At 36.9% G+C, this 23394-nt stretch carries 24 protein-coding genes, 1 pseudogene, 1 riboswitch and 1 other annotated feature; of the genes and pseudogenes, 17 read left to right on the top strand and 8 right to left on the bottom strand.

Annotated features, from left to right (window positions below; genetic code table 11):
* The first annotated feature begins 14 nt into the window (after nucleotides 1–14).
* The 13 genes and pseudogenes from BFJ97_RS09185 (at nucleotide 15) to BFJ97_RS09125 (ending at nucleotide 10298) form a co-directional block, all read left to right on the top strand.
* On the top strand, nucleotides 15–887 hold the full coding sequence (locus tag BFJ97_RS09185; protein ID WP_068984343.1) for a branched-chain amino acid ABC transporter permease: 873 nt from the start codon (nucleotides 15–17) through the stop codon (nucleotides 885–887).
* Nucleotides 884–1903, top strand: coding sequence for a branched-chain amino acid ABC transporter permease (locus tag BFJ97_RS09180; RefSeq protein WP_068984342.1), 1020 nt, complete (start codon nucleotides 884–886; stop codon nucleotides 1901–1903). Before BFJ97_RS09185 ends, BFJ97_RS09180 begins: the two co-directional genes overlap by 4 nt.
* Nucleotides 1900–2904 carry a 3-oxoacyl-ACP synthase gene (locus BFJ97_RS09175; protein WP_068984341.1) on the top strand — a complete coding sequence of 335 codons (1005 nt, stop codon included), beginning with the start codon at nucleotides 1900–1902 and terminating at the stop codon, nucleotides 2902–2904. Before BFJ97_RS09180 ends, BFJ97_RS09175 begins: the two co-directional genes overlap by 4 nt.
* A 12-nt stretch (nucleotides 2905–2916) precedes the next feature.
* The gene (phaZ, locus tag BFJ97_RS09170) at nucleotides 2917–3828 is read left to right on the top strand and encodes an intracellular short-chain-length polyhydroxyalkanoate depolymerase (protein WP_068984340.1); all 912 of its coding nucleotides are present in this window, start codon (nucleotides 2917–2919) and stop codon (nucleotides 3826–3828) included.
* Nucleotides 3812–4543 (top strand): 3-oxoacyl-ACP reductase FabG, encoded by a 732-nt coding sequence (gene fabG / locus BFJ97_RS09165; protein WP_068984339.1) that lies wholly within the window; start codon nucleotides 3812–3814, stop codon nucleotides 4541–4543. The genes phaZ and fabG overlap by 17 nt, the downstream gene beginning before the upstream one ends.
* A 16-nt stretch (nucleotides 4544–4559) precedes the next feature.
* Nucleotides 4560–6026 carry a class I adenylate-forming enzyme family protein gene (locus BFJ97_RS09160; protein ID WP_068984338.1) on the top strand — a complete coding sequence of 489 codons (1467 nt, stop codon included), beginning with the start codon at nucleotides 4560–4562 and terminating at the stop codon, nucleotides 6024–6026.
* 203 nt (nucleotides 6027–6229) lie between these two features.
* Nucleotides 6230–6598, top strand: a complete 369-nt coding sequence (locus BFJ97_RS09155; protein WP_068984337.1) for a hypothetical protein — start codon at nucleotides 6230–6232, stop codon at nucleotides 6596–6598.
* A gap of 338 nt (nucleotides 6599–6936) precedes the next feature.
* Nucleotides 6937–7269, top strand: a complete 333-nt coding sequence (locus BFJ97_RS09150) for a hypothetical protein (protein WP_068984336.1) — start codon at nucleotides 6937–6939, stop codon at nucleotides 7267–7269.
* Nucleotides 7251–7574, top strand: a complete 324-nt coding sequence (locus tag BFJ97_RS09145) for a cache domain-containing protein (protein WP_083226973.1) — start codon at nucleotides 7251–7253, stop codon at nucleotides 7572–7574. Before BFJ97_RS09150 ends, BFJ97_RS09145 begins: the two co-directional genes overlap by 19 nt.
* Nucleotides 7538–7927, top strand: a pseudogene (locus BFJ97_RS23550) (methyl-accepting chemotaxis protein); the annotation flags it as partial. The gene BFJ97_RS09145 and the pseudogene BFJ97_RS23550, both read left to right, overlap by 37 nt.
* A gap of 306 nt (nucleotides 7928–8233) precedes the next feature.
* Nucleotides 8234–8497: a YhdT family protein gene (locus tag BFJ97_RS09135; protein WP_068984333.1), complete on the top strand. Its 264-nt coding sequence runs from the start codon at nucleotides 8234–8236 to the stop codon at nucleotides 8495–8497.
* Nucleotides 8497–9942, top strand: a complete 1446-nt coding sequence (gene panF, locus BFJ97_RS09130) for a sodium/pantothenate symporter (protein ID WP_068984332.1) — start codon at nucleotides 8497–8499, stop codon at nucleotides 9940–9942. Before BFJ97_RS09135 ends, panF begins: the two co-directional genes overlap by 1 nt.
* Before the next feature lie 170 nt (nucleotides 9943–10112).
* The gene (locus BFJ97_RS09125; RefSeq protein WP_068984331.1) at nucleotides 10113–10298 is read left to right on the top strand and encodes a hypothetical protein; all 186 of its coding nucleotides are present in this window, start codon (nucleotides 10113–10115) and stop codon (nucleotides 10296–10298) included.
* 281 nt (nucleotides 10299–10579) lie between these two features.
* Here the strand turns inward: BFJ97_RS09125 and BFJ97_RS09115 are convergent, their stop codons facing one another.
* From BFJ97_RS09115 to BFJ97_RS09105, 3 genes are all read right to left on the bottom strand, one after another.
* A complete protein-coding gene (locus BFJ97_RS09115; protein ID WP_068984329.1) occupies nucleotides 10580–11353 on the bottom strand; it encodes a sulfite exporter TauE/SafE family protein in 774 nt (257 codons plus the stop codon).
* A gap of 364 nt (nucleotides 11354–11717) precedes the next feature.
* Complete coding sequence (locus tag BFJ97_RS09110; protein ID WP_068984328.1) at nucleotides 11718–12344, bottom strand: FMN-dependent NADH-azoreductase; 627 nt, start codon at nucleotides 12342–12344, stop codon at nucleotides 11718–11720.
* 56 nt (nucleotides 12345–12400) lie between these two features.
* On the bottom strand, nucleotides 12401–12985 hold the full coding sequence (locus tag BFJ97_RS09105; RefSeq protein ID WP_068984327.1) for a DUF3238 domain-containing protein: 585 nt from the start codon (nucleotides 12983–12985) through the stop codon (nucleotides 12401–12403).
* 163 nt (nucleotides 12986–13148) lie between these two features.
* Here BFJ97_RS09105 and BFJ97_RS09100 point away from each other — a divergent pair, with 163 nt between their 5' ends.
* Together BFJ97_RS09100 and BFJ97_RS09095 are read left to right on the top strand one after the other, a co-directional pair.
* Entirely contained in the window at nucleotides 13149–13622 is a 474-nt protein-coding gene (locus BFJ97_RS09100; protein ID WP_068984326.1) for a MarR family winged helix-turn-helix transcriptional regulator, read from the top strand.
* A 306-nt stretch (nucleotides 13623–13928) separates the two neighbouring features.
* Nucleotides 13929–14711: a TrmB family transcriptional regulator gene (locus BFJ97_RS09095; RefSeq protein ID WP_068984325.1), complete on the top strand. Its 783-nt coding sequence runs from the start codon at nucleotides 13929–13931 to the stop codon at nucleotides 14709–14711.
* A gap of 632 nt (nucleotides 14712–15343) precedes the next feature.
* Here the strand turns inward: BFJ97_RS09095 and BFJ97_RS09090 are convergent.
* Nucleotides 15344–16705 carry an amino acid permease gene (locus BFJ97_RS09090; protein WP_068984324.1) on the bottom strand — a complete coding sequence of 454 codons (1362 nt, stop codon included), beginning with the start codon at nucleotides 16703–16705 and terminating at the stop codon, nucleotides 15344–15346.
* Between the two features lie 80 nt (nucleotides 16706–16785).
* Nucleotides 16786–17037: a binding site (T-box leader), on the bottom strand.
* Between the two features lie 267 nt (nucleotides 17038–17304).
* Here BFJ97_RS09090 and BFJ97_RS09085 point away from each other — a divergent pair.
* Entirely contained in the window at nucleotides 17305–17679 is a 375-nt protein-coding gene (locus tag BFJ97_RS09085; protein ID WP_068984323.1) for a hypothetical protein, read from the top strand.
* 63 nt (nucleotides 17680–17742) lie between these two features.
* Here BFJ97_RS09085 and BFJ97_RS09080 read toward each other — a convergent pair whose 3' ends face one another.
* Nucleotides 17743–18114: a nucleotide excision repair endonuclease gene (locus tag BFJ97_RS09080; protein ID WP_068984322.1), complete on the bottom strand. Its 372-nt coding sequence runs from the start codon at nucleotides 18112–18114 to the stop codon at nucleotides 17743–17745.
* Between the two features lie 203 nt (nucleotides 18115–18317).
* Nucleotides 18318–18428: riboswitch (SAM riboswitch) on the top strand.
* Between the two features lie 118 nt (nucleotides 18429–18546).
* Here BFJ97_RS09080 and metA point away from each other — a divergent pair.
* On the top strand, nucleotides 18547–19482 hold the full coding sequence (gene metA, locus BFJ97_RS09075; protein ID WP_068984321.1) for a homoserine O-acetyltransferase MetA: 936 nt from the start codon (nucleotides 18547–18549) through the stop codon (nucleotides 19480–19482).
* 90 nt (nucleotides 19483–19572) lie between these two features.
* Here metA and BFJ97_RS23545 read toward each other — a convergent pair whose 3' ends face one another.
* The 3 genes from BFJ97_RS23545 to BFJ97_RS09055 are packed head-to-tail and all read right to left on the bottom strand — an operon-like array spanning nucleotide 19573 to nucleotide 23389.
* Entirely contained in the window at nucleotides 19573–21921 is a 2349-nt protein-coding gene (locus BFJ97_RS23545; protein WP_254660142.1) for a GerAB/ArcD/ProY family transporter, read from the bottom strand.
* A gap of 31 nt (nucleotides 21922–21952) precedes the next feature.
* Nucleotides 21953–22186, bottom strand: coding sequence for a hypothetical protein (locus BFJ97_RS09060; protein ID WP_068984318.1), 234 nt, complete (start codon nucleotides 22184–22186; stop codon nucleotides 21953–21955).
* A gap of 3 nt (nucleotides 22187–22189) precedes the next feature.
* The gene (locus BFJ97_RS09055) at nucleotides 22190–23389 is read right to left on the bottom strand and encodes a Ger(x)C family spore germination protein (protein ID WP_068984317.1); all 1200 of its coding nucleotides are present in this window, start codon (nucleotides 23387–23389) and stop codon (nucleotides 22190–22192) included.
* Nucleotides 23390–23394: the final 5 nt, after the last annotated feature.

Below are 23394 nucleotides of genomic sequence, written 5' to 3'. Positions count from 1 at the left end.
GGTGGTGTACTTCATTGGAGCTATTCGTAAATTTAGTCGTTAATGGCCTAGCGACGGGCATGTTAATTTTTTTATTGGCAGCCGGTCTTACGTTAATTTTTGGATTAATGGATGTTTTGAACTTTGCACATGGTGGATTATTTGTCTGGGGGGCTTATGCTGGAATATTTACGTATATGTTCACAGAGAGCTTTTTAATCGGCATTATAGGGGCCGTTGTCACAGGTGCACTTTTAGGACTTATTACAGAGAAATTAATTATTACCCCTGTTTATGGCAATCATATTCAACAAATTTTAATTACTTTAGGGCTCATGCTTGTGTTACAGGAGATGATTAAAGTTGTCTTTGGACCTAATGGTGTGGCAGTGAAAACGCCAAGTTATTTAGCAGGTAGTTGGGAAATTGGAGACGTTATTATCATTAAATATCGATTATTTATTATTGTTGTAGGTTTTGTGATTTTCGGTATTTTCCAGTACATGTTGAAGCGCACAAAGATTGGGCTAATCGTTCGGGCCGGTGTACAGGATAAAGAAATGGCACAGGCACTCGGGATTCATATAAAAAGAGTATTTTTATATGTCTTCATGGTTGGTGCATCATTAGCGGCACTTAGCGGCATGTTAATGGCTCCGTATTCTGGTGTTATCTATGCAGAAATGGGCATGGAATATGCGATTTTGGGCTTTATCGTTGTCGTTATTGGAGGAATGGGTAGCTTTTCGGGCTCTCTACTTGCGGCAATATTAGTCGGTTTAGCAGGTAGCTTTATGGCTTATTATGTTCCCGTATTATCGCTTGCGGTCAATATGATTTTAATGGCTATCGTCTTAATTTTCCGACCACAAGGCTTATTTGCAATGCGAAAGGAGCGATCCACATGAAAAATAAGCTGTCATTAAAGTATGTAGGCTTTTTCCTCATGCTGGCCATTTTAGTGCTCCTTCCTTTCGTCAATGATTCAAGAACACTCATGATTTTATTAACACAGATTTTTATTTTCGGCATTTTAGCGATGAGTTATGACATTCTATTAGGCTACACAGGCATTGTGTCATTTGGTCACGCCATGTTTTTTGGTATAGGAGCGTACACAACATCTGTCATGCTGAAACAAATGGATAACACGCTGTCGATCTTTCTATTGTCAATCGTTGTCGGCATATTGATCGCAGGGTTCATTAGCTTCTTAGTGGGGTTACTAACACTTCGGTTAAAAAGTCATTTCTTTGCAATGTTGACGCTAGCCTTTTCGGGACTATTTTTAGTAGTGGCGGAAAAATGGCGCTCTATCACATACGGAAATGATGGCTTTACATTTAGAGCACCAGACATATTTAGAGACAGAATAACGTTTTATTTCTTTGTATTAGCATGCTTAGTCTTTATTTTTATCGCACTATATCGCTTCGTTAACTCACCAACAGGGCGGATTTTAATCGCTGTTCGAGAAAACGAACAACGCACAAAATCATTAGGCTACAACACCTTGCATTATAAAGTGATTGCATCCGTTGTTGCAGGTACCGTTGCCAGCTTAGCGGGCGCCTTATATGCTATATCACTTCGCTTCGTTAATACGAGTGTGATGACAATGGATATCACATTAGATGCATTGCTAATGACAATTATTGGTGGTGTTGGCACATTGGTTGGACCATTGCTCGGAGCGGCTGTAATTGAATATGCACAACATACACTCTCAGGGTTAGCCCGTGATTATCCAATATTTGAGCGTTGGATTATTTTCTTTGGGATTCTATATATTTTAGCTGTTATCTTTTTCCCGAAAGGAATTATTGGGTCACTGCGCATGATGTATTGGAAATGGCGATTAAAGCTAAAGGAAAAAGACAAAACATCAGTTGCCCAGCCGCAGGAAAAGGAGCGATTTGAATGACTGTAGGTATTGTAAGTACCGGAATTTATATTCCACAAACAAAAATGACATCTAAAGAAATAGCAGCCCGTTCTACTATTCCAGAAGATATTATTCGACAAAAAATGGGCATCCATGAAAAGCCTATTCCGGGTGAGCATGATCATACAGTGCAAATGGGTGTGTGGGCAGCTCAGGAGGCAATACGCAAGGCTAATATCGAGCCGAAGGACATTGATGTTGTTATTTATATGGGAGAGGAGCATAAGGAGTATCCTCTGTGGACGGCCTCTATCAAGATGCAGGAGGAGCTTGGGGCCGTCAATGCTTGGGCATTTGATGTGCAATTAAGATGTGGCACGACGATTATGGCTCTTAAACTAGCAAAAAGTTTAATGGCATCAGACGATTCTATTCAAACCATTCTATTAGCAGGTGGCTATCGAAATGTTGATTTTATCGACTATAGCAATCCGAGAACACGGTTTATGTATAATTTAGCGGCTGGTGGAGGCGCCATCCTTTTACAAAAGAACTATGACAAAAATCATTTATTAGAGGCAGCTATTATGACGGATGGCTCGTTCTCGGAAGATGTTGTCGTGCCCGTTGGTGGTACTAAGAAACCGTTGACGTCTTTTGATTTAGAGAATAATTTATATCAACTTGATGTCATTGACCCAATAGGGATGAAGGAACGTTTAGAACAAAAATCTTTAAGCAATTTTTTGAAGGTCATTCGAACATCTTTAGCGAAAAGTGGATTGAACGAGGGAAATATAAGCTATTTAGCGATGCTTCATATGAAAAGATCTGCTCATGATTATATTTTATCTGAACTTGGTCTAAAGCAGGAGCAGTCCATCTATTTACAGGAGTATGGTCATATCGGACAGATTGATCAAATATTATCATTGCAGCTGGCGCTAGAAGAAGGTCGTATTCACGCTGGGGACATCATCACACTTGTGAGTGCTGGTATTGGTTATGTATGGGGAGCTATGACAATTCGATGGGGATAAGGGGGCAATGCGATGTTAAAAACGGTTCAACTATCAAATGGAGAAACGATTGCATATCGTAAACGTCAAGGGGGCGAACATGTTTTATTACTTATTCATGGCAATATGACATCCTCTAAGCATTGGGATGTTTTAATAGATTCATTGGATGAGAAATATACAATTTACGCGATGGATTTACGAGGATTTGGTAGTTCATCTTATCATAAACCAATTTCTGCGATAAAAGATTTTAGCGATGATGTAAAGCTATTTGTGGATGCCATTGAATTGCAACACTTTGACATGATTGGCTGGTCAACGGGCGGAGCAGTATGTATGCAGTTTGTCGCAAATTATCCAGGCTATTGTCAGCAGCTTATTTTACTAGCAACTGCATCTACGAGAGGCTATCCATTTTACACAGATTCAGGTACTGGCCATCAAACATCATTGAAGAGAGCATTTACCTATGAAGAGGTGCTCGTTGATACATCTAAAACAAAATTAGTACAAGGTTTCTATGATTCGAAAAATGTGCAAGGCTTACAGTCGATTTGGAACGCACTTATTTACACACATCAGCAACCTAGCGCGGAACACTATCAGGAATATGTGGAGGATATGCTGACGCAAAGAAATTTAGCTGAAGTTTATCATGCATTAAACGGCTTTAATATTAGTGCAGTTGATAATGAGGTCGCAAAAGGAACTCAAGAGGTACAACAGATTACCATTCCGGTCTTAGTGTTAAGAGGGGATCGCGATTATGTCATAACGGAAGAAATGAATGATGAAACAATGCTCGATTTAGGTACTAATGTACAGTTTGTCAGCTTAAAAGGCTGCGGTCACTCCCCATTAATAGATGATTTACCACAGCTTACATCTGAAATCGAAGCTTTTTTAGAAATTGGAGGAAAGAATTATGCGTTTAAACAATAAGGTTGCCATTATTACAGGAGCTGCGAATGGGATTGGTTATGCTGCTGCTGAACGATTTATAGAAGAGGGGGCATTCGTTGTCATTGCAGATTTTAATGAAGAAGCTGGCGTTTCAGCGACACAGCAATTAGGGGATCAGGCATTATTTGTGCAAGTAAACGTTGCGGATAGAGAGAGCGTCAAGAAGCTAGTGGCAACGGTTATAGAGCGAGAAGGCCGAATCGATATTTTAATAAACAATGCAGGTATTACACGTGACGCGATGCTAACAAAAATGACAGAAGATCAGTTTCAACAAGTGCTTGATGTTAATTTGACTGGCGTGTTTCATTGTACACAAGAGGTAATTCCACATATGGTGGCTGCCGGCGGGGGCAAAATTATTAATACTTCTTCTGTCAGTGGTGTCTATGGAAATGTTGGTCAAACGAATTACGCTGCCACAAAGGCTGCTATCGTCGGCATGACCAAAACATGGGCGAAGGAATTAGGGCGTAAGGGCATCAACGTTAATGCAGTGGCACCTGGCTTTACAGAAACAGACATGGTGAAAAAAATGCCAGAAAATGTGCTGGCACAAATGCGCTCTATCGTGCCACTGCAAAGATTAGGCACACCTAGAGATATTGCCAACGCTTATTTATTTTTAGCATCTGATGAGGCATCCTATGTCCACGGTCACACGCTTCATGTGGATGGAGCAATTATGATGTGATAAGGAGGCTTTCAAGATGTTTGTAGAGCAAGCCTGGATTTTAAAACGAGCATCGTTAACACCTAAGCGTATAGCATTGGTGAATTTAGAAACACAGGAACAGTGGACTTATCAGCAATTAACAGAGGAAATTACAAAATGGAGTTGTTTTTTTGAGCGTCAAAATTTACAGGCAGGGAGTCGTGTAACTGTATTTTCGAAAAATCACATCCAGCTTTTAGCGATCGTATTCGCCTGCGGATTACGAGGTCTTATCTACGTACCATTAAATTGGCGTATGAGTACGAAGGAATTAAATGATATTTTAACGGATGCTACGCCTTCCTTACTGCTTTACGATGATGAAATGAATTGCCCTTTATTTTTAGAAAACATGCATCCCCTTCGTTTAGCTAATGAAGTAGGTGCGCTCAACATTAAAGAAGTAGACCTTAATGATCCTTGGTTTATGATTTATACAGGGGGCACAACTGGCAAGGCAAAGGGAGTTGTCCTTTCCTTTAATTCTATTAATTGGAATGCCATCAATACAATTATTAGCTGGGGCTTAAATGATACTGATTGCACGTTAAATTATATGCCGTTGTTTCATACTGGAGGTTTGAATGCCCTATGTATTCCGCTGCTAATGGCTGGAGGTACGGTTGTTATTGGTGATAAGTTCGACGCAGAAACCGCACTTAAAGCAACTAATCAGTATAAGGCGACGATTTCGCTTTTTGTGCCAACGATGTACCAAGCGATGATTGCGACGGATTACTTTAAGGAGAGTAATTTTCCTTCCGTGAAAGTATTTTTATCAGGAGGGGCACCATGTCCGTATCCGATTTATGATGAATTTTATAAAAAAGGGCTATTTTTTAAAGAGGGCTACGGCTTAACGGAAGCAGGTCCAAATAATTTTTATATTTCTCGGGAAGATGCTTATTTGAAAAAAGGTGCTGTGGGGAAGAGCATGCAATTCAATGAAGCTAAAATTATCAATAGTGCAGGAGAAAGCTGTGCGCCAAATGAAGTGGGAGAGCTATTGGTCAGAGGAAAGCATATGTTTCGCTTTTACTGGAATAATCAGCAGGAAACTGAAAAAATCATGCATGATGGTTGGTTAAAAACGGGTGATTTAGCCATGATGGATGAGGATGGCGATTTTTATATTGTCGGTCGCAGTAAGGAGATGATTATTTCTGGTGGTGAGAACGTTTATCCTCAAGAAGTAGAACAATGTATTTTGCGCCATCAGCAAGTGCAAGAAGTTGCAGTGATTGGAGTGGCTGATGATTATTGGGGAGAAATCGTGACGGCAATTATTGCTTGCAAGGATCAGGGAGATTCGATAATAGAGGAAATTAAAGAAATCTGTGGTAAGCATCTAGGTCGCTACAAAATTCCAAAAAAGATTATTTTCATCGACGAATTGCCAAAAACAAGTGTCGGGAAAATTGATAAAAAAGCATTACAAATGTATGCGAAAGCATCTTCTTGAGTAAAAACGCTTGGGTCTCCAGGCGTTTTTCGCTTTTATAAATGAAATGCTTCCTTAATGCTCAAGGCAACTTCTTCCTAGATTCATCCTTTGAGAATCCTTTTTGTATTTATGTTAAAATATTGCGAGTGAAATCAGGTTCTTAATGTTTTTATCTAGTATCAAGGAATAAAATTCGGAAACGAAGAAAAGGTAGTGCTACTATGGAAAACGTATCAAATGTAGAAAAATTGGAATCAATAAAATCTTTACAATCGACAATTAGAAAACTCGAAAACGCTTTGTCCCAAATGACTCAGAAAGGTGCAAATACTACCTTGGTAAAGAAGCGACTTAAAGCTGTTTGCATTGGCTTAGCAATGTTAGAATACGTTTGGAATCAAAGCCCCCATCATTATACCCAGGAAGATTTAGTAGAAGCTCGCCAAGTTCTTACTGGTTTATTTCCATCAATTGAGAACATATATAGTAAGTCAAAGGTTGGTAGTCCCCAAAAAACGCTTTTAGAAAGAAGAATGAAAGCGTTGAAACTAGCTGTTCAAGCGATTGATGAACGTTATTTATCTAACTAAATAGAGTATCGGGAGCTTTCATAAGAAAACATATTACTTCTTTTAAAGTTGAAGAACATACAAATGAAGAACTAAATATATCGTCGAAGGCTACGGAAAAGTTTTAAACCGGTTATTTTAGCTATTTCCTGACCAAGAGTCATTTTCCTCATTGCTTCAAATATTGAAAAAACCCTCTCCCTTATTGCTGCATTTTTACCACTAACAGTCCATATCGATTAATAATAGTAATTTATTGATAAAGTGTTGAAACTATAGTCAGAATCATGTTTAATAAAATTGGTTTACATTTTATACATAATATTCCTGGAAAATATGAAAAAGGAGAGAGGGGTTTTTTGCGCACTTTTAAAATTAGTACAAAATTTAATTTGCTTTTAGTGGGAGTCATCATATTTTTAAGCATGATGATTGGAATTGTCTCTTATATGCAAGTGAAACAAATTATGCATAACAATTTCGAGCAGAGTATAACCTATGTTTCGAAGGTTGGTTATATGTTACTAGAGGAACGATTTAAGGGAGATTGGGCGATAAAAGACGGGGAACTATACAAAGGGAATACGAAAATAGTTGACCAGAAGGCCTTTGTTGATGAGGTAGGAGAAAGCATCGAAGGTGGTGTAACTATTTTCCAAGGTCGAAAGGGCTTATTACCAATTTACAGCTAAATGGGGAACGTTTAGTTGGTAAAGAGGCAGATTCAAATGTCGTTGAAAATGTGATGAATAAAGGGGAAACTTTCATAGGTGAAGCCGATGTAGTAGGAACAAAATACTTAACACTCTATGCACCAATTAAAGATGCAAATGGAGACATTATTGGGATGTGGTTTGTCGGTGAACCTATAGACGAGATGAATGCTATTATTTTTGCATTTATTGGCAAGTTGCTCATAGTGTTATTCATAGGAGCTATTATTGCTATATCAGGTAGTTTACAAGTATCGCCGATCAAACGAATTTACTTGCTTTAAACGCTGCTATAGAAGCGGCTCGTGCTGGTGAACAAGGAAAAGGCTTTGCTGTCGTTGCAAATGAGGTTCGTAAATTAGCAGAACAATCAAAGGAATCTGCAGATCAAATAGCATCACTTATTCATTCTATTCAACATAATACGGCGAATGTTATTACGGCCATTTCGAGTAACTCGAAAGAAACAGCAGCAGGTAGGAATATTGTTGATGAGACAAAGCAGGTCTTCCACAAAATCATGCAGTCGATTAAGAGAGTTAGTACACAGTTACATGACGTCTCTACTGTAACAGAGCAAATGTCCGCGGGTGTTGAAGAAGTAACTGCCTCAACAGAAGCAATGGCACGCATTGCAAGCAAGGCAACTGAAAATACGGAGCATGTTACGTTAACAGCGAAGGAGCAATTAGCTTTCATAGATAATATGGCGTCTTCAGCCAAAGAGATGGCACAACAAGCACACGAGCTTCAAGGCTTACTAAAAAAATTCCAATATTAAAAATGTCTAAAAAACGCTTGGATTTCCAGGCGTTTTTTATATTTAAGATGCGTAGTAGGATAAGGAGAGATATTTATTTGCTAACTGTCATTTATTTTTTTCATAAAGGTTCCCATAATACGAACATACAAGTAAAATAGTGTAGGTTAGGGGGATTTTATTTTGAAAGATCAACGCTTTAAAATTGCGCATCGAGAGGCGCTTATCGGCATCGGACTTGTCATTGTCAACTTTGCCATTTGGTTTGGCTTTGCTTACGGACTAGGCTCTGGTGATCCGACAAACTATACGTATGTATTCGGTTTCCCTGCATGGTTTTTCTATAGCTGTATCGCAGGGACAGGCTTCATGATTATTTTAATCTGGGTTGTCATGAAACTCTTTTTCAAAGAGGTACCATTTGACGATGAGGAGGTGGATCAATAATGCATTGGCAAGTTATTTTTCCACTGTTATTATTTTTAGTCATCATCTTTGGTATTGGTATCTGGTCAAATAAGCATATACGCGCTTCCAATTCATTTTTACAGGAGTACTTTCTAGGTGGTCGTGAAATGGGTGGCTTCATTTTGGCCATGACCATGATTGCCACGTACGGTAGTGCAAGTAGCTTTATTGGTGGTCCAGGTGTTGCTTACACGAAAGGGCTTGGCTGGGTATTGTTGGCGATGGCGCAGCTTCCTGCAGGTTATTTTGTTTTAATGATTTTAGGGAAGAAATTTGCTATTATCGCAAGACGTTATCAAGCCATCACATTAATTGATTTTTTACGAGAACGTTATAAGAGTCATGTCATTGTTATTCTATCAGCCATTAGTATTATCATCTTTTTATTTTCAGCGATGATGGCACAATGGGTAGGTGGTGCTCGTCTAATCGAATCATTAACTGGCTTAAACTACACAACTGCACTCTTTATTTTTGCCATTTCCGTATTAGTTTATGTTATCATTGGGGGCTTCCGTGCTGTTGCATTAACGGATACAGTACAAGGCTCGATTATGGTCATTGGAACAATTATTTTATTAATTGGGACAATCATTGCTGGTGGGGGAATCGATAATATTATGGCCTCCCTTGTTGCGGAAAATCCAAATCTTGTGTCTCCTTTTGGAGCAGAAGGTGAATTAACGCCATTATACGTTTCTACATTTTGGATTTTAATAGGGGTTGGCGTTGTAGGCCTTCCACAAATTGCAGTTCGTGCCATGAGCTATAAAGATTCAAAAAGTATGCATTTAGCCATTATCATTGGCACTATTGCCATAGGGACAATTATGTTTGGGATGCATTTAATTGGTGTATTTGCGCGACCAGTTTTACCGGGCATAGAAATTGGTGATAAAGTTATGCCACTGCTGACATTGGAGGTTTTACCGCCGTTTTTAGCGGGCATTGTCTTAGCAGCACCGATGGCAGCTACAATGTCTACCGTCAACGCGCTACTGATGCTTGTAAGCTCCACTGTAGTAAAAGATATTTACTTAAATTATATTAAGCCGACAGCAAACGATACGGAAATTAAGCGTGCAAGTTTTATTGTCACAACAGTTATTGGTTTAGCCGTTGTCGTTTTTGCACTAAATCCACCAGATTTATTAGTATGGCTGAATTTATTTGCTTTCGGTGGACTTGAGGCTGTCTTTATTTGGTCCGTTGTATTAGGACTATACTGGAAAAAGGCCAATAAATATGGTGCAATTGCGTCGATGATTTCGGGTATGACCTTATATATTATTATTGATCGTTTTTACCCATCCGTCTTTGGTATGCATACCGTAACAATTCCAATTGTCGCTTCTTTATTCATATTTGTTTTAGTTAGCTTATTAACTAGTCATAAATTTAAAGATGAAAAGCTATTTATTTAACTAAGAAAACGTCGTAGAGATAGAATATCTACGGCGTTTTCTATTGGAGATGAATAGAACGTTCAAAGTCGTGGATAGAACCTTCGAAATGATGGATAGACCGTCCAAAGTTGTGGATAGAACCTTTGAAATGATGGATAGCCCCTGGAGCGACGGAAAGAATCTCCGGAATGACGGAAAGAACCACTGGAGCGACGGATGAAACCTTTCAAGTGACGGAAAGAACCATTGAAGTGACGGAAAGAATCATTGAAGTGACGGATAGAACCTTCGAAATGATGGATAGACCGTCCAAAGTTGTGGATAGAACCTTTGAAATGATGGATAGAACCTCTGAAATGACGGATAGCCCCTGAAGCGAGGGAAAGAATCTCCGAACTGACGGAAAGAATCATTGAAGTGACGGATAGAACCTTCGAAATGATGGATAGACCGTCCAAAGTTGTGGATAGAACCTTTGAAATGATGGATAGAACCTCTGAAATGACGGATAGCCCCTGGAGCGACGGAAAGAATCTCCGAACTGACGGAAAGAACCACTGGAGCGACGGAAAGAACCTTCGAAATGAAGGGGAGAACGCCCCGAAAGTTTGTTGACATGCAAAAACGCCGTAGATAACATATCTACAGCGTTTTTTTAATGAACTATTATGTAATCATAAGCATTTTTAGTTAGCAATGTAATCGTTACGATAATAAACAGCACACGTACAAAGCCGCTCCCTTTTTTTATCGCTACGCGCGAGCCTACCATTGCACCACCAATTTGAGCTACGCCCATCAATAATCCATAAACATAATGAATGTGCCCTAAGTAGGCGAACATCAAAAGACCTGCAACATTACTTGCTAAATTTAAAAACTTTGCATTTCCCGCCGCTTTTAAAAAATCAAACCCGATGAGTAAAAAGCTAAAGATTAAAAAAGAGCCAGTTCCAGGACCAAGAAACCCATCATAAAATCCAATGCTAAATAACAAAATCATAAATAAAAATAAATGAGTATGTGATAAATGTTTAACTGCAGATACAGAGCCCCAATCTTTTTTAAAGATTGTATAGATTGCAACAGCAGCAAGCATGATGAGCATGAGTGGTTTTAATAATTCAGGATTGATTAAATGAACTGTCCATGCCCCAAGTAGCGATCCGACAAAAGCTAGTGGAAAGTATTTGAGTACGGGACGGATTTCTAGCTGTCCAGAACGATAAAAGGAAATAGTTGATGTTAAAGCGCCCATTGTACCGGCAAGTTTATTGGTCGCAACTGCTGCAGCCGGATTTAAACCAGCAAACATGAGGGCAGGCAAGGCAATTAAGCCACCCCCTCCAACAACTGCGTCTACAAATGCAGCTAGAAATCCGAAAGATATTAATAAGATTACTAAATTTAAATCTAATTCAAATGCCATGTTTGCACCTCTATATTTAGTTACTACTGAAATAGTAACTAAATTTCAAGTCGCTGTAAAGACTTTTTCGTAAGTAAATGATCTACAAAATTTAGATTCATGTAAACAGATTGAGGGTATTATTATTTTAAAAACGATACTATTAAATTAAGTCTAGACTGTATTTGTATCTAAGTTGAATTAAAGAGATTCCCATCACTTGAAGTAAAGGGAAAAGAGGATAGGGTTAAAAAGGCATATATTGTGAAGTAGCCTTTGAATAAAAGGAAGAATAAAAAATATGGAGTGAAATTAGATTTCGCTCCATACTTTATATAAAAATAATAGTGTTGATACTGCCATAAAGAGTGATAGTTTTGACTAATTAAAAAATACTTGCAACTTTAACAGCCTTTTCAAGTCCTGTTGCAATAATTTCTTCCGCTTTATCAGGGAATTGATTGTGACCTTCAATCACTATTTTCTCTAGATTTTTTACACCGAAAAAGTTCATCATGCTTGCTACATATTTAACAGCCATTTCTAACTCTGCTTTTGGTCCTTCAGAATAGACACCGCCACTCGCGTTTAATAATACAATTTTCGTATCTCCAATTAGACCTACTGGACCGTCTGGTGTATATTTAAATGTTTTGCCCGCGCGGTTTAAATAATCAATATAAGTGTGTAATACAGCTGGAATTGTTAAGTTCCATAATGGGAAACCAAACACAACTTTATCAGCTGCAAGGAATTGATCTAAATATTTATCAGCGACAGCAACAGCTTTTGCTTCTAGTACTGTTAAATCTAATCCTCTACTAGCCTTGAATGTACCATTAATCATATCTACTCCTACATATGGCAATTCTTCATTGTATAAATCAAGTTCTACCACTGTATCATTTGGATGTGATTCTTTATAGCTTGCTAAAAATGTTTCATATAATTTCACACTCACCGCTTGGTCTGCGGGACGATTGTTCGCTTTTACAAATAAAACTGTTGTCATTTTCTTTTCCTCCTGGTGCTACTCTTATGTTGTTTTAAATAGGGAACCATATATCTTTACAATTTCTTTGTGAAACTATACTCCATGTCTCCACCTAGAGCTTCAGCAGTATCACCAGTTTCTCTGAAGTCATGTGTATGAATTTTCTCAAACGGACCAAAATTTACTTGCTTATAAAATTCAAAACAAGGGAATCCGTCATGTTCACCGTGAATATCGACAGTACCATCTTTTTTGACATGTACAGTTAATAGATAATCAACGGGAGGTGCATATACATTTAATGGGTTGCTGGCACTAGCACTCATTTGAAATTTGACGTCATCTGATCCCCATTTAATATCAGTACACAAAATACCGTCAGTACTAGCTTTTCCAGTTTTTTTAATAACGGATCCATCGGGAGTTATAATTCTTTCCGTTGTTATGCCTGTATTTGCATATGTGAATATGTCTTTTTTATAAAAATCTACAACCACTTCTTGTTCAATTCTGGAACGCATTGCGTTTACAGCATATGGTGTAAATTCACGTGAGTCACCTTCAAATTGAATCACGTTTCCTGTTTGAGTATCCTTCTTAGGTTCAGTCCAAGACATTGGTATAAATACACTTGCTCTAACTTTAACGATAGTATTCATGGAAACCTCCATAATTTATTTGATTAATTTGCTAAATTTGTTTGGGTGTATCCTATTTCTTTTGTAATCGAATTATAGTCAACTTGATTGACTACATTGTGTATAGTACAATGTGTTTCAAATAAAGTCAACCTAATTGACTTTGTTTGAGGAGGGTTTAAGTATGAATCATGAAGGATTTAATGAGTTGGATCTTACATCACTTTTATCATTATCCTTTAGCACATCAATTAATGAACTGCATGACAGATTGAGTGTATTGGGATTTGAGGATATTAGACCTGTACATGGCTTTATGTTTAAAAGCATCATTCCCAATGGAGCTACAGGTATAGAAATAGCCGAATATTTAGGCATTACTAAGCAAGCTGTGAGCAAAATGGTGGATTATCTTGAGCAACGTGATTATGTAATGCGCAAAGCTCATCCCACTGATAAGAGAGGGAAAATTATTGTTTTGACCGAACGAGGTTGGTTAGTAGTTAATGCAAAAAAGAAGATACTGGATGAGATTGAGCAACAGTGGATTAAAAAAATAGGTGTGGAACGACTACAAATGCTCAAAGAAGATTTAAGTAAATTAGTTTATGAAATAAATGAAGGTGAATTACCAACGAAAATAAGACCTGTCTGGTAATTATTATAGAGCTTATTACAGGAACTATTTGTACACCCGAAAATAAGCGTTTTTTTCATAATCTGGACGCAATTACGCCAAAGCGAAATTGATATAGGTTGATTGGTGTGGAGACTGGGTGACTTCTTAGGGATCATCGATAGAGGAACGAAGGTTAAGAGCATCACATCCCGTGATAATGCTTTCTTGACCTACATTGTGTAGGCCCAAGTGGCTCATCGGACGCCCCTATGAAAGCGCCCAGTGGGAATGGAAATCAACCACACTTATGGTGAGGAGCCCGAAATATAGTTATGGAGGAATTGGATGGATGCATTAATCGCCCAATTAAAAGAACTGGGATTTACAGAATATGAAGCAAAGGCCTATACAGCACTCGTACAAAATAGTCATGTAAGTGCCTATCAAGTGAGCAAAAACTCAGGTATTCCACGGGCTAGAATATATGACATACTTGGTGTACTTGTTGAAAAAGGGCTAGTACTGAAAGAAGAAACGACAGATCAAACGACTTACTCTTCCATTCCTGTCGCTGTGTTTTTACAGCAAATTCAGCAACGTTGGCAATCGAGTTTTACGTCGATTAGTACTCAATTAGAAAAATTAGAAACGAAAGAGCAAGAAGTGGAACATAAGGTTGTCATGCTAAAAGGGAAACAGGCAATCGTCAATTACTGTCAATCATTAATCAAAAAAGCGAAAAAAAAGGTTATTTTATCGATGTGGGAAGATATGTACGATGCGTTACGGGAAGACATTCATCAGGTGGCAAAGCATATTCCTGTTCATGGGATTACCTTATATGTGGAGGATAATGAAGCTTCCATTGACCAGCACCGTATTACGCAATATACGAGGAAAGCTTCCACGCCCCATTGGTTTATTTTATCTGTAGATGGTCAGGAAATGATTTACGGCCATTCACCGTCCAATCAAGAAATGGCATTTATTACAAATGATCCAGTTCATATTTATTTATTAGAGGATTATATATGGCATGACGTCCTTGTCAATCGTTTGTTAAAGCGTGATGATAAGGGGCTTGAGGAATGGATTACAAAAGAACGTAAAGCCTTTTTCGTAGAGTAAATAAAATGGTATTAAAAAAGAATCTGTAAGACATCTGAGATATTTATTTAGATGGTGCGCAGATTCTTTTATTTTTATGTGAAAAATGGCTAATCACCAAAAGTTGTGGATGACATTTGTTGCTTTGAAATAAAGTTTGATCAAAATGGATTCCTTATCAGCAAATATTAGTTTCGTTTTTTTAAAAGTTTGATCATTTCGTCATGGTGTTGCTCAACAATCGCGCCCGATTGCTTAACAAGCACTTTACATTCTCCTCGTGGAAATTCATTTCCACATTAGAAGTCTTCAAAAAAATACTACAAAAAGGGTAGCGCCAGAAAAATACAGACTTACAATGTTTAGAAATAACGTGTAAGCCCTAAACGTGTAAATATTGATGTATCCAGTGTTTGCTCTTCTTGCATAAAAAGCTGTATAAATAATGTTCATAGGAAAAGCCACGAAACGTTGATATCACAACATTCGTGGCATTTTGGTGTATGTCCAAACTTTCATTTGGGAACGTATTAACGTTTACTAGTGTATAAAAATTATTAATCTTGAGATAGATGTAACCAATCGAGTTAACCAAAAGGATTTTTTAATATATGTCTTCGTTAAAGAAGTATCAGTTAAATGAAATGATTAAACTACTTTTTAACATTCATTACTTTGTATCCTACAAATAAGATTAAAAACCAAACAGGTGCGACGGTTAGAGCAACACGCATATCTGGAATAAACGCCATTAACACAATAACCATTAATAAGAATGCAATGGCAATATACGTAGAAAGTGGATAAAGCGGAATTTTGAATTTCAGTTCGGCTACTTCCTCTTTCGTTTTTGACTTTCTAAATTTTAATTGTGCTAATAAAATAATCATCCAGCTTGTAATGACTGCAACAGTCGCAACAGCAGAAATATAGATGAACACTTTTTCAGGTACTACATAGTTTAAGACAACCGCAATTAATAACACCGCTGAAGAAAATAAAATCCCTCTGCGCGGACTACCATTTTTGCTTACTGTTTTAAAATATTTTGGAGCATTTTTTTGTACCGATAAGTTGTGTAGCATACGTCCTGAACCGTATAAACCACTATTAAACGCAGACATTGCTGCTGTAATTACAACAAAGTTAATAATGTGAGCCGCAGCAGGGATGCCGACGTAATCGAAAATTTGAACGAACGGGCTACCTTCTGAACCAACTTCGTTCCAAGGATAAATAACCATCATAACGCCTAATGCACCAATGTAGAAAATTAAAATACGCCAAACGATGTTGTTAATAGCTGAAGGAATTGACTTGCTAGGGTTTTTTGCTTCTCCTGCAGAAATACCAACTAATTCAACCCCACCGAACGAGAACATAACTAATACTAGTGACATTAAAATACCATGGAAACCGTTTGGCATGAAGCCACCGTGTGCCCATAAATTATCGAAGCCAATTGCTTCACCGTGGTTGCCCACACCGAAGAAAATAATGGCTAATCCTAGAACGATCATACCGATAATCGCAACAACTTTAATCATCGCAAACCAGAATTCGAATTCTCCGTAAGCTTTTACATTTGCTAAGTTTACAAGCGTCATAATAATAAGTACTACAAGGGCAGATACCCATTGTGGAATATCAGGGAACCAGTAGTTAATGTATACACCGACTACTGTTAATTCTGCCATGCCAACGACAATCCACATGAACCAATACGTCCAACCAGATAAGAACCCAGCAAAGCGTCCTAAATATTTATTCGCGTACGTACTGAACGAGCCTGATACAGGTTCCTCTACTGCCATTTCGCCTAATGCACGCATAATTGTGAAAATAACTAATCCGCCAATTAAATAAGCAAGTAAAATAGATGGCCCAGCCATTTGAATCGTTGAACTAGAACCATAAAATAAACCGACCCCAATGGATCCGCCAAGTGCAATTAATTGCATGTGACGAGTACTTAATCCGCGCTTTAGCTGTGAATCTTGATGATTGTCTTTCATAATGTCTTACTCCTCATACGTTTAGATTTTCAAATACTTTGCTCAAAAAAGGAATAAAAAAAACGCCCTTTTGGATTTACCAAAAGGACGATTCAACTCGTGTTACCACCTTTAATTTATAAGCAATTCACATTACTTACCTTAAGAAGTACGGTCATTTGACGATACTCTCGCACATGATTACGGGTGCTTGCCGGCGTAGCCTACTTAGAATGATCCTTTCGGTACACAGCTCCAAGATGAATTCTCAATCGTTTTACATGCACCTCTCATCAACCGGTAACTTTCTGTTCGTAAAAATAATTGATACTATTTCTTTTCATAGCCTTTGTTCTATACAAATATTTTTGAATTGTTTTTCATTTTACAGAAAAAAATTATTTTGTCAATATATTTTTTTGAATTTCTTCATAACCCGCTTAAATTTTACTATATAGATACAACTCAAATGATCAATCTTTTTTATAAAACTACCTCATTTGTAAAGACGTATGTTTTGTATATAAGTCGGAACAGCAATCAACCATACGTTATGGTATGAGCCTGAAATATAATAAATAAGTATAATTATGGATGTTATAAGAAGGCGGGGATACATAGTGAAAAAAATCATCATTTTATTCATGTTTACCTTAACTATTTTAGGGGCATGTAATACTTCCACATTAAGTATTAGTGAAATTGCTGTTGTTCCAGATGAAGTGCGAAAGAAAATAATTTCCGATGATAAGCTCCAATTAATCAGTGATGGAAAAGATACTTTTTACATTGATTTTTATTTGAAAGGAATGGCACATGCTGATTTGGAGGTACAGGGAGACACATTAAAAATAAAAATAGAAGAAACGAATCCATCCGATGATGTTGCTGAACAATATGTTTATAAAATTATAAAAGACCCTGAACAGGAAATTATCGAGGTGTACATAAACGGTAAGTCCACACATTTTAATCATGTAATAACAGGTTTATAGGAAGAATACACCTAAAGAAAAACCGAAACCCCTTAAAGGAGATTTCGGTTTTTTTGCTAAAGATTAATAAAATACTTTATCGACATTGTATTTAGCACGGAATGAATTAATCGCGTATGTCTCGTAAATTTCACGTTCCATTGGATCTTCCACTTCGTACACTTCAATTTTGAAAATTTCATTACGATGATTTTTCATCGGTGACACATTGTCCTCAAAATGCTTTTTAATTCGTTGACGAATTTTACGTGCTTTACCTACAAATAATAGCTCGTTTTCTTCGTTGTAGAATAAGAAAATGCCACCTTTTTCACGTGTGATTTTATGGAAATCAATAAAACCATGGTACGGTGTGATTGGTACATCACCTGGCTTTAAATCTTGTTCGCGTTGGCGAATCACTAAATCTGGTTTTGGAAATTCAATTTTAATCAAACTTTTCACGTTCCTCTCTATTACTAAAGATATATGGTAACATAATTACGGCTTGTTTACCATAATATTTCATAGCGTCAACATGATTTACATCAAGATTAGTGTTCATCAATTTAGAGAAGAACATGCATGCTAATAACAAAATATTCTATGTATTATTGATATTCTTAATTGTTCATGTTACAATTCTTTTTAATTAAATAATCTTATCAAGAGAAGCTGAGGGATTTGGCCCGATGACGCTTCAGCAACCTCTAACAAATGTTAGAAAGGTGCTAATTCCAGCAAAGGATTTGTCCTTTGAGAGATAAGAGTGAACGTGGTTAAAATCCCTCTCATTCTATCTCAAATGGAATGAGGGGGATTTTTTTAATTTAGATCGACTACTAAAATTTTTTATATGTAGAGAAATTCAAGAGAGGGGAATGCAAGATGCCAATTAATATTCCAAAAAATTTACCAGCTGGAGAACATTTACGTGAGGAAAAAATCTTCGTCATGGAAGAGGATAGAGCGAAAACTCAACAAATCCGTCCGTTAAATATATTAATTTTAAATTTGATGCCAGAAAAAGAAAAAACGGAGCTACAATTACTGCGATTACTCGGTAATACACCGCTACAAGTTAATATTACATTTTTAAACACAGCCACACATGAATCGAAAAATGTGAGCAAATCACATTTACAGCTATTTTACACGACCTTTCATCAAATTCGCCATCGTCGCTATGATGGCATGATTATTACGGGTGCGCCAGTTGAAAAAATGGCTTTTGAGGACGTGAACTATTGGCAGGAAATTGCAGAAATTATGGATTGGTCCAAGGAAAACGTGACATCGGTCCTTCATATATGTTGGGGTGCACAAGCAGCGTTATACCATCATTACGGTATCGGCAAAATTGAGCTTCCCGCTAAATGTTCAGGAGTTTATTCCCATGTCATTACGGATTTAACAGTGGACTTAGTACGTGGCTTCAGTGATTTATTTACGGCTCCACATTCACGATATACTTCTGTTTCTATTGACGAAGTACGCAACCATCCTGATTTACGATTACTATCTTACTCAGAAGATGCTGGTGTCTTTATTGTGCAATCAAAGGATAATAAAAACATTATGATTACAGGACATCTTGAATATGATGCGACTACATTAGCAGATGAATATAGTCGTGATGTCGCAAAAGGATTGGATATTGAGGTTCCAGTGAATTACTTCCCAAGTGATGATCCATTAAATGAACCGATTAATACGTGGCGTGCTCATACTCATTTATTATTTTCAAACTGGTTGAACTATTACGTTTACCAAGAAACACCATATGAATGGGATTTCGTTGATGAACTTGAATATCATATTTAGTTCATGGGTTCTGTAAACTCTCGATGGCAAGTAAAGTAAAAAGATGACCTTGATCATTTCATGGTCATCTTTTTTTATCCTAATATGTTGTTAATTTTCTGACGGATTTTCATTGATTGAATCATTTAGACTGTTTGTATTACTTTTGTTCTTTGCAGTATTTTGGCTGTTACTATTACTAGCATTAGTAGAAGCATTTTGGCTGTTGCTATTGCTAGCGTTATTAGAAGCATTTTGGCTGTTGCTATTGCTAGCGTTATTAGAAGCATTTTGGCTGTTGCTATTGCTAGCGTTATTAGAAGCATTTTGGCTGTTGCTATTACTTGCGTTATTAGAAGCATTTTGGATGCTGCTATTGCTAGCGTTATTAGAAACATTACCGCAATTGCAATTACTTCCATTCTGTACAGCATTTTGGCTGTTGCTATTGCTTTCGTTATTAGAAGCATTATGGCTGTTGCTATTGCTTTCGTTATTAGAAGCATTTTGGCTGTTGTTATTGTTTGCATTAGTAGAAGCATTATGGCTGTTGCTATTGCTAGCATTAGTAGAAGCATTTTGGATGCTGCTATTGCTAGCGTTATTAGAAACATTACCGCAATTGCAATTACTTCCATTCTGTACAGCATTTTGGCTGTTGCTATTGCTTGCATTAGTAGAAGTATCTTGGCTGTTGCTATTACTTGCATTAGTAGAAGTATTTTGGCTGTTGCTATTACTTGCATTATTAGAAGCATTTTGGCTGTTGTTATTGTTTGTATTAGTAGCAGCATTTTGGCTGTTGTTATTGTTTGCATTAGTAGCAGCGTTTTGATTGTTGTTATTGTTTGCATTAGTAGCCGCATTTTGGCTGTTGCTATTGCTTGAATTAGTAGCCGCATTTTGACTGTTGTTATTGCTTGTATTTGTAGCCGCATTTTGGCTGTTGTTATTGTTTGCATTAGTAGTAGCGTTTTGGCTGTTGCTCTTGTTTGTATTAGTAGCAGCGTTTTGGCTGTTGCTATTGCTAGCATTATCAGGAGCATTTTGGCTGTTGTTATCATTTGCATTATTAGTAGCATTACCGCTATTGCAATTACTTCCACTCTGTACAGCGTTTTGACCGTTGCTATCGTTTGGATTATTAGTAGCACTTCCACTATTGCTATTAGTTTCATTCTGTGTAGCATTTTGGCTGTTGCTATTACTAGCATTATTAGAAGCATTACCGCAATTGCAATTACTTCCATTCTGTACAGCATTTTGGCAGTTGTTATTACTAGCGTTATTAGAAGTATTACCGTTATTACTACCACTTGCATTCTGTGGACAACAATTACAGTTTGTAACATTTTCATTCCCTTGACTACCATTAATATTGCGAATTTTCGCGGCGATTAGTAGAATAATCGGTAACAAAATTGCAATAGTACCAGAAAACAAAGGAAAAATTTCTTTATTATAAATATTTGAATGAACGATATTAGGATGAATAATTTGCGAAAGGCCAATAATAGTCATTCCGATTGGCACAATGAGCGGACGATGATCTTTGATTTCACATATTTGCGCTATGCCGATAACGGAGGCATAAAAATACATAAACGTTTTAATAAAAATAGATAAGATCCACATGGCTGCCATAATCACTTCAACACGCTGTAAAAAATTCCCAATTGAAACTCTTTGCGCTAATGCATAGCTAGGAAATGTCCGATTAGAGGTAAGTTCTGGACCTAGGACAAGGATACATAGTGTGACGATGATAATTAAAACAATGCCTCCAATAGCTGTGCCAATATAAAATCCTTTTTGTGCTGATTTATGAACATTGACAGCGGAAGGGAACAGTATTAATAGCACGACAAGGGGGAATGAACAAATACTCATAAATCGAATAACACTTATAAATAATGATTTTTTTGAAGTTTCCAAAATGGGCTGTACATTTTCAAAATTGATTAATGGTGATATACAAACTACAAAAATTATAAAAACCAAGATAAACACCGGAAAAAGTATTTCTGCTAAACGCGCAAAGACTTCGATTCCTTGGTATGCAGCATAAATGATGATAATGCCAAATAGCAATGAAAAAGCCATAGAAGGCGTCTCTGGCATCACTTCTGTAGACATAAAAGTCCCAATAAAATATAATAATTCGCCTGCAGCAAAAAAACTAAGAAGGATAAAGCCAATTGCGGTCAGTTTTCCAAAAAAACGACCTAGTATTTTTTCATTCGCCTCTGTAAATGTAAGTGTGGGAGTCTGATTTCCTAAAGTAACGAGTAGCTTCACTAAGAGGAAACTTAAACCGACACCGATGATTGTTGCGATCCATGCATCTTGCTTTGCTGCACTTGTTACACTTGAAGGGATAATTAATATGGCTGTACCAACTGTAAAAAGAAGGGTAATGATTGTAAATTGTCTTGAATTAATGATTTCTTTTTCCATCATGAACTACCCCTTCTTTTTAAAGTTACTTCATTTATTTTGACAGTGAAACGATGAACTCTCTAATTGGAGTAAAGATAAAGGTAATCAAGTCTGTTGGGCTTGGAATTTTGAGATTTAAAGCAATGCCAATATTTAATGCAGTACCGATGAATAAAAAAATCGAAAAAATAACAAGCGTTTTCGTTTCGTTATTTTTTTGAAGTTTAGGAATAAAAGCAAAGGCAATAACAATTGAAATAATGAGTATGAAAATTGTTATTAACATAGCTTATTCCTTCTTTTTTTTGTTCAATATTGAATTTTGCATTGTTCCTAGTCCTTTTGTTTTGACATGTACTTCAACGTTAACCGCTAGATCTTGGAACATGGTTGGCCAATCATTTTTGATTTTTTTCCATTTTTTAGGGTCTGCGCGATGTAGTTCCTCACCAAATCCCAAAATATCGGATCGATAAGTTTGCTGAATTGTACTGATGGATTTTTCGATTTGTTTTTTGATAAGTTCTTCAGTTTTTTTATTTACGTAATCAATCGATTTTTGGGAAGTAAGGTTAATAGTACATTCAACTTCTCCGACATTTTGCTCAACATCTATATGAACATTAATTTTTGGCGTACCTTTTTCAAACTTTCCCTTTATTTTTGTCTTGGATTTTGTAATTTCTGTTGCTAATGTACCTCCCTTAGGACAAGCAATAATTTCAATCGTACTTTTTATTTTGTCACTTAAAAAACTTACGCTTTTACTTTCTTCTTCTGTTAAAAGCCCAATGTATTTATCTTTTTTGAATACTGCTAATCCGGCATACTTTAATACCACTGGCGTTTTTACTTTATCAACATTGGTTGCACCCATTCCTAATGTCGCATCTCCTTTTATTTCAATGGCAGAAAGGATTGGACTTGTTTCAGAACTACTTAAAGTACTTACTAATTCATCAATATTAATGGCAATCGTTGAACCCCAAGCTTTTTCAGATGTATTAAGTGAATTGATCAATTTATTGGCAGGCACTTTTTCAATAGGTGTTAATATATTTAAGACTTCTTTTGCAGTTGTCTCGTGAGCGATAATAACATTGAAATCATTTCTGAATTCATGATCTCTAGAGATTAAATCTAATGCCTCACTAATGCCTTCTTTCGCTAATTCTTCTCCAAGAATAACTACTTGTGTATGGGCGAAATAAATCTTCCTAGTCGATAATGTTGTCATTTTTCGAATAGCTTCGAAGATCGTTTTGCCCTTTGCGTAATTGGTAATAACAGGTGATCGACCGCTAGTAGGGGCTTTTGATGAAATTTCACCAGGAACCACAATTTGAACAGTGACTTCAAATTCATCGTCTACTTTATCTATTCCTAGTGCAGAGACAATTGCTAATTCATTGAGTTCACGTTTACTCCAGCAACCACTTAAAAATAAGGTAACCATCAAAAGTAAGCATATCGTTTTATATTTTGACATGGTCC

The sequence above is a fragment of the Lysinibacillus xylanilyticus genome, from assembly GCF_001708185.1.
In the GTDB taxonomy this organism is placed as follows: domain Bacteria; phylum Bacillota; class Bacilli; order Bacillales_A; family Planococcaceae; genus Lysinibacillus; species Lysinibacillus xylanilyticus_A.
This window is presented reverse-complemented; position numbering and strand designations above follow the sequence as displayed.

What these genes read in the sequence shown, in the direction of transcription:
- BFJ97_RS09180 (WP_068984342.1), top strand. Translation starts at nt 884, where the DNA reads ATGAAAAATAAGCTGTCATTAAAGTATGTAGGCTTTTTCCTCATGCTG.
- BFJ97_RS09175 (WP_068984341.1), top strand. Translation starts at nt 1,900, where the DNA reads ATGACTGTAGGTATTGTAAGTACCGGAATTTATATTCCACAAACAAAA.
- phaZ (WP_068984340.1), top strand. Translation starts at nt 2,917, where the DNA reads ATGTTAAAAACGGTTCAACTATCAAATGGAGAAACGATTGCATATCGT.
- fabG (WP_068984339.1), top strand. Translation starts at nt 3,812, where the DNA reads ATGCGTTTAAACAATAAGGTTGCCATTATTACAGGAGCTGCGAATGGG.
- BFJ97_RS09160 (WP_068984338.1), top strand. Translation starts at nt 4,560, where the DNA reads ATGTTTGTAGAGCAAGCCTGGATTTTAAAACGAGCATCGTTAACACCT.
- BFJ97_RS09155 (WP_068984337.1), top strand. Translation starts at nt 6,230, where the DNA reads ATGGAAAACGTATCAAATGTAGAAAAATTGGAATCAATAAAATCTTTA.
- panF (WP_068984332.1), top strand. Translation starts at nt 8,497, where the DNA reads ATGCATTGGCAAGTTATTTTTCCACTGTTATTATTTTTAGTCATCATC.
- BFJ97_RS09125 (WP_068984331.1), top strand. Translation starts at nt 10,113, where the DNA reads ATGACGGAAAGAACCACTGGAGCGACGGATGAAACCTTTCAAGTGACG.
- BFJ97_RS09115 (WP_068984329.1), bottom strand. Translation starts at nt 11,353, where the DNA reads ATGGCATTTGAATTAGATTTAAATTTAGTAATCTTATTAATATCTTTC.
- BFJ97_RS09110 (WP_068984328.1), bottom strand. Translation starts at nt 12,344, where the DNA reads ATGACAACAGTTTTATTTGTAAAAGCGAACAATCGTCCCGCAGACCAA.
- BFJ97_RS09105 (WP_068984327.1), bottom strand. Translation starts at nt 12,985, where the DNA reads ATGAATACTATCGTTAAAGTTAGAGCAAGTGTATTTATACCAATGTCT.
- BFJ97_RS09100 (WP_068984326.1), top strand. Translation starts at nt 13,149, where the DNA reads ATGAATCATGAAGGATTTAATGAGTTGGATCTTACATCACTTTTATCA.
- BFJ97_RS09095 (WP_068984325.1), top strand. Translation starts at nt 13,929, where the DNA reads ATGGATGCATTAATCGCCCAATTAAAAGAACTGGGATTTACAGAATAT.
- BFJ97_RS09090 (WP_068984324.1), bottom strand. Translation starts at nt 16,705, where the DNA reads ATGAAAGACAATCATCAAGATTCACAGCTAAAGCGCGGATTAAGTACT.
- metA (WP_068984321.1), top strand. Translation starts at nt 18,547, where the DNA reads ATGCCAATTAATATTCCAAAAAATTTACCAGCTGGAGAACATTTACGT.
- BFJ97_RS23545 (WP_254660142.1), bottom strand. Translation starts at nt 21,921, where the DNA reads ATGATGGAAAAAGAAATCATTAATTCAAGACAATTTACAATCATTACC.
- BFJ97_RS09060 (WP_068984318.1), bottom strand. Translation starts at nt 22,186, where the DNA reads ATGTTAATAACAATTTTCATACTCATTATTTCAATTGTTATTGCCTTT.
- BFJ97_RS09055 (WP_068984317.1), bottom strand. Translation starts at nt 23,389, where the DNA reads ATGTCAAAATATAAAACGATATGCTTACTTTTGATGGTTACCTTATTT.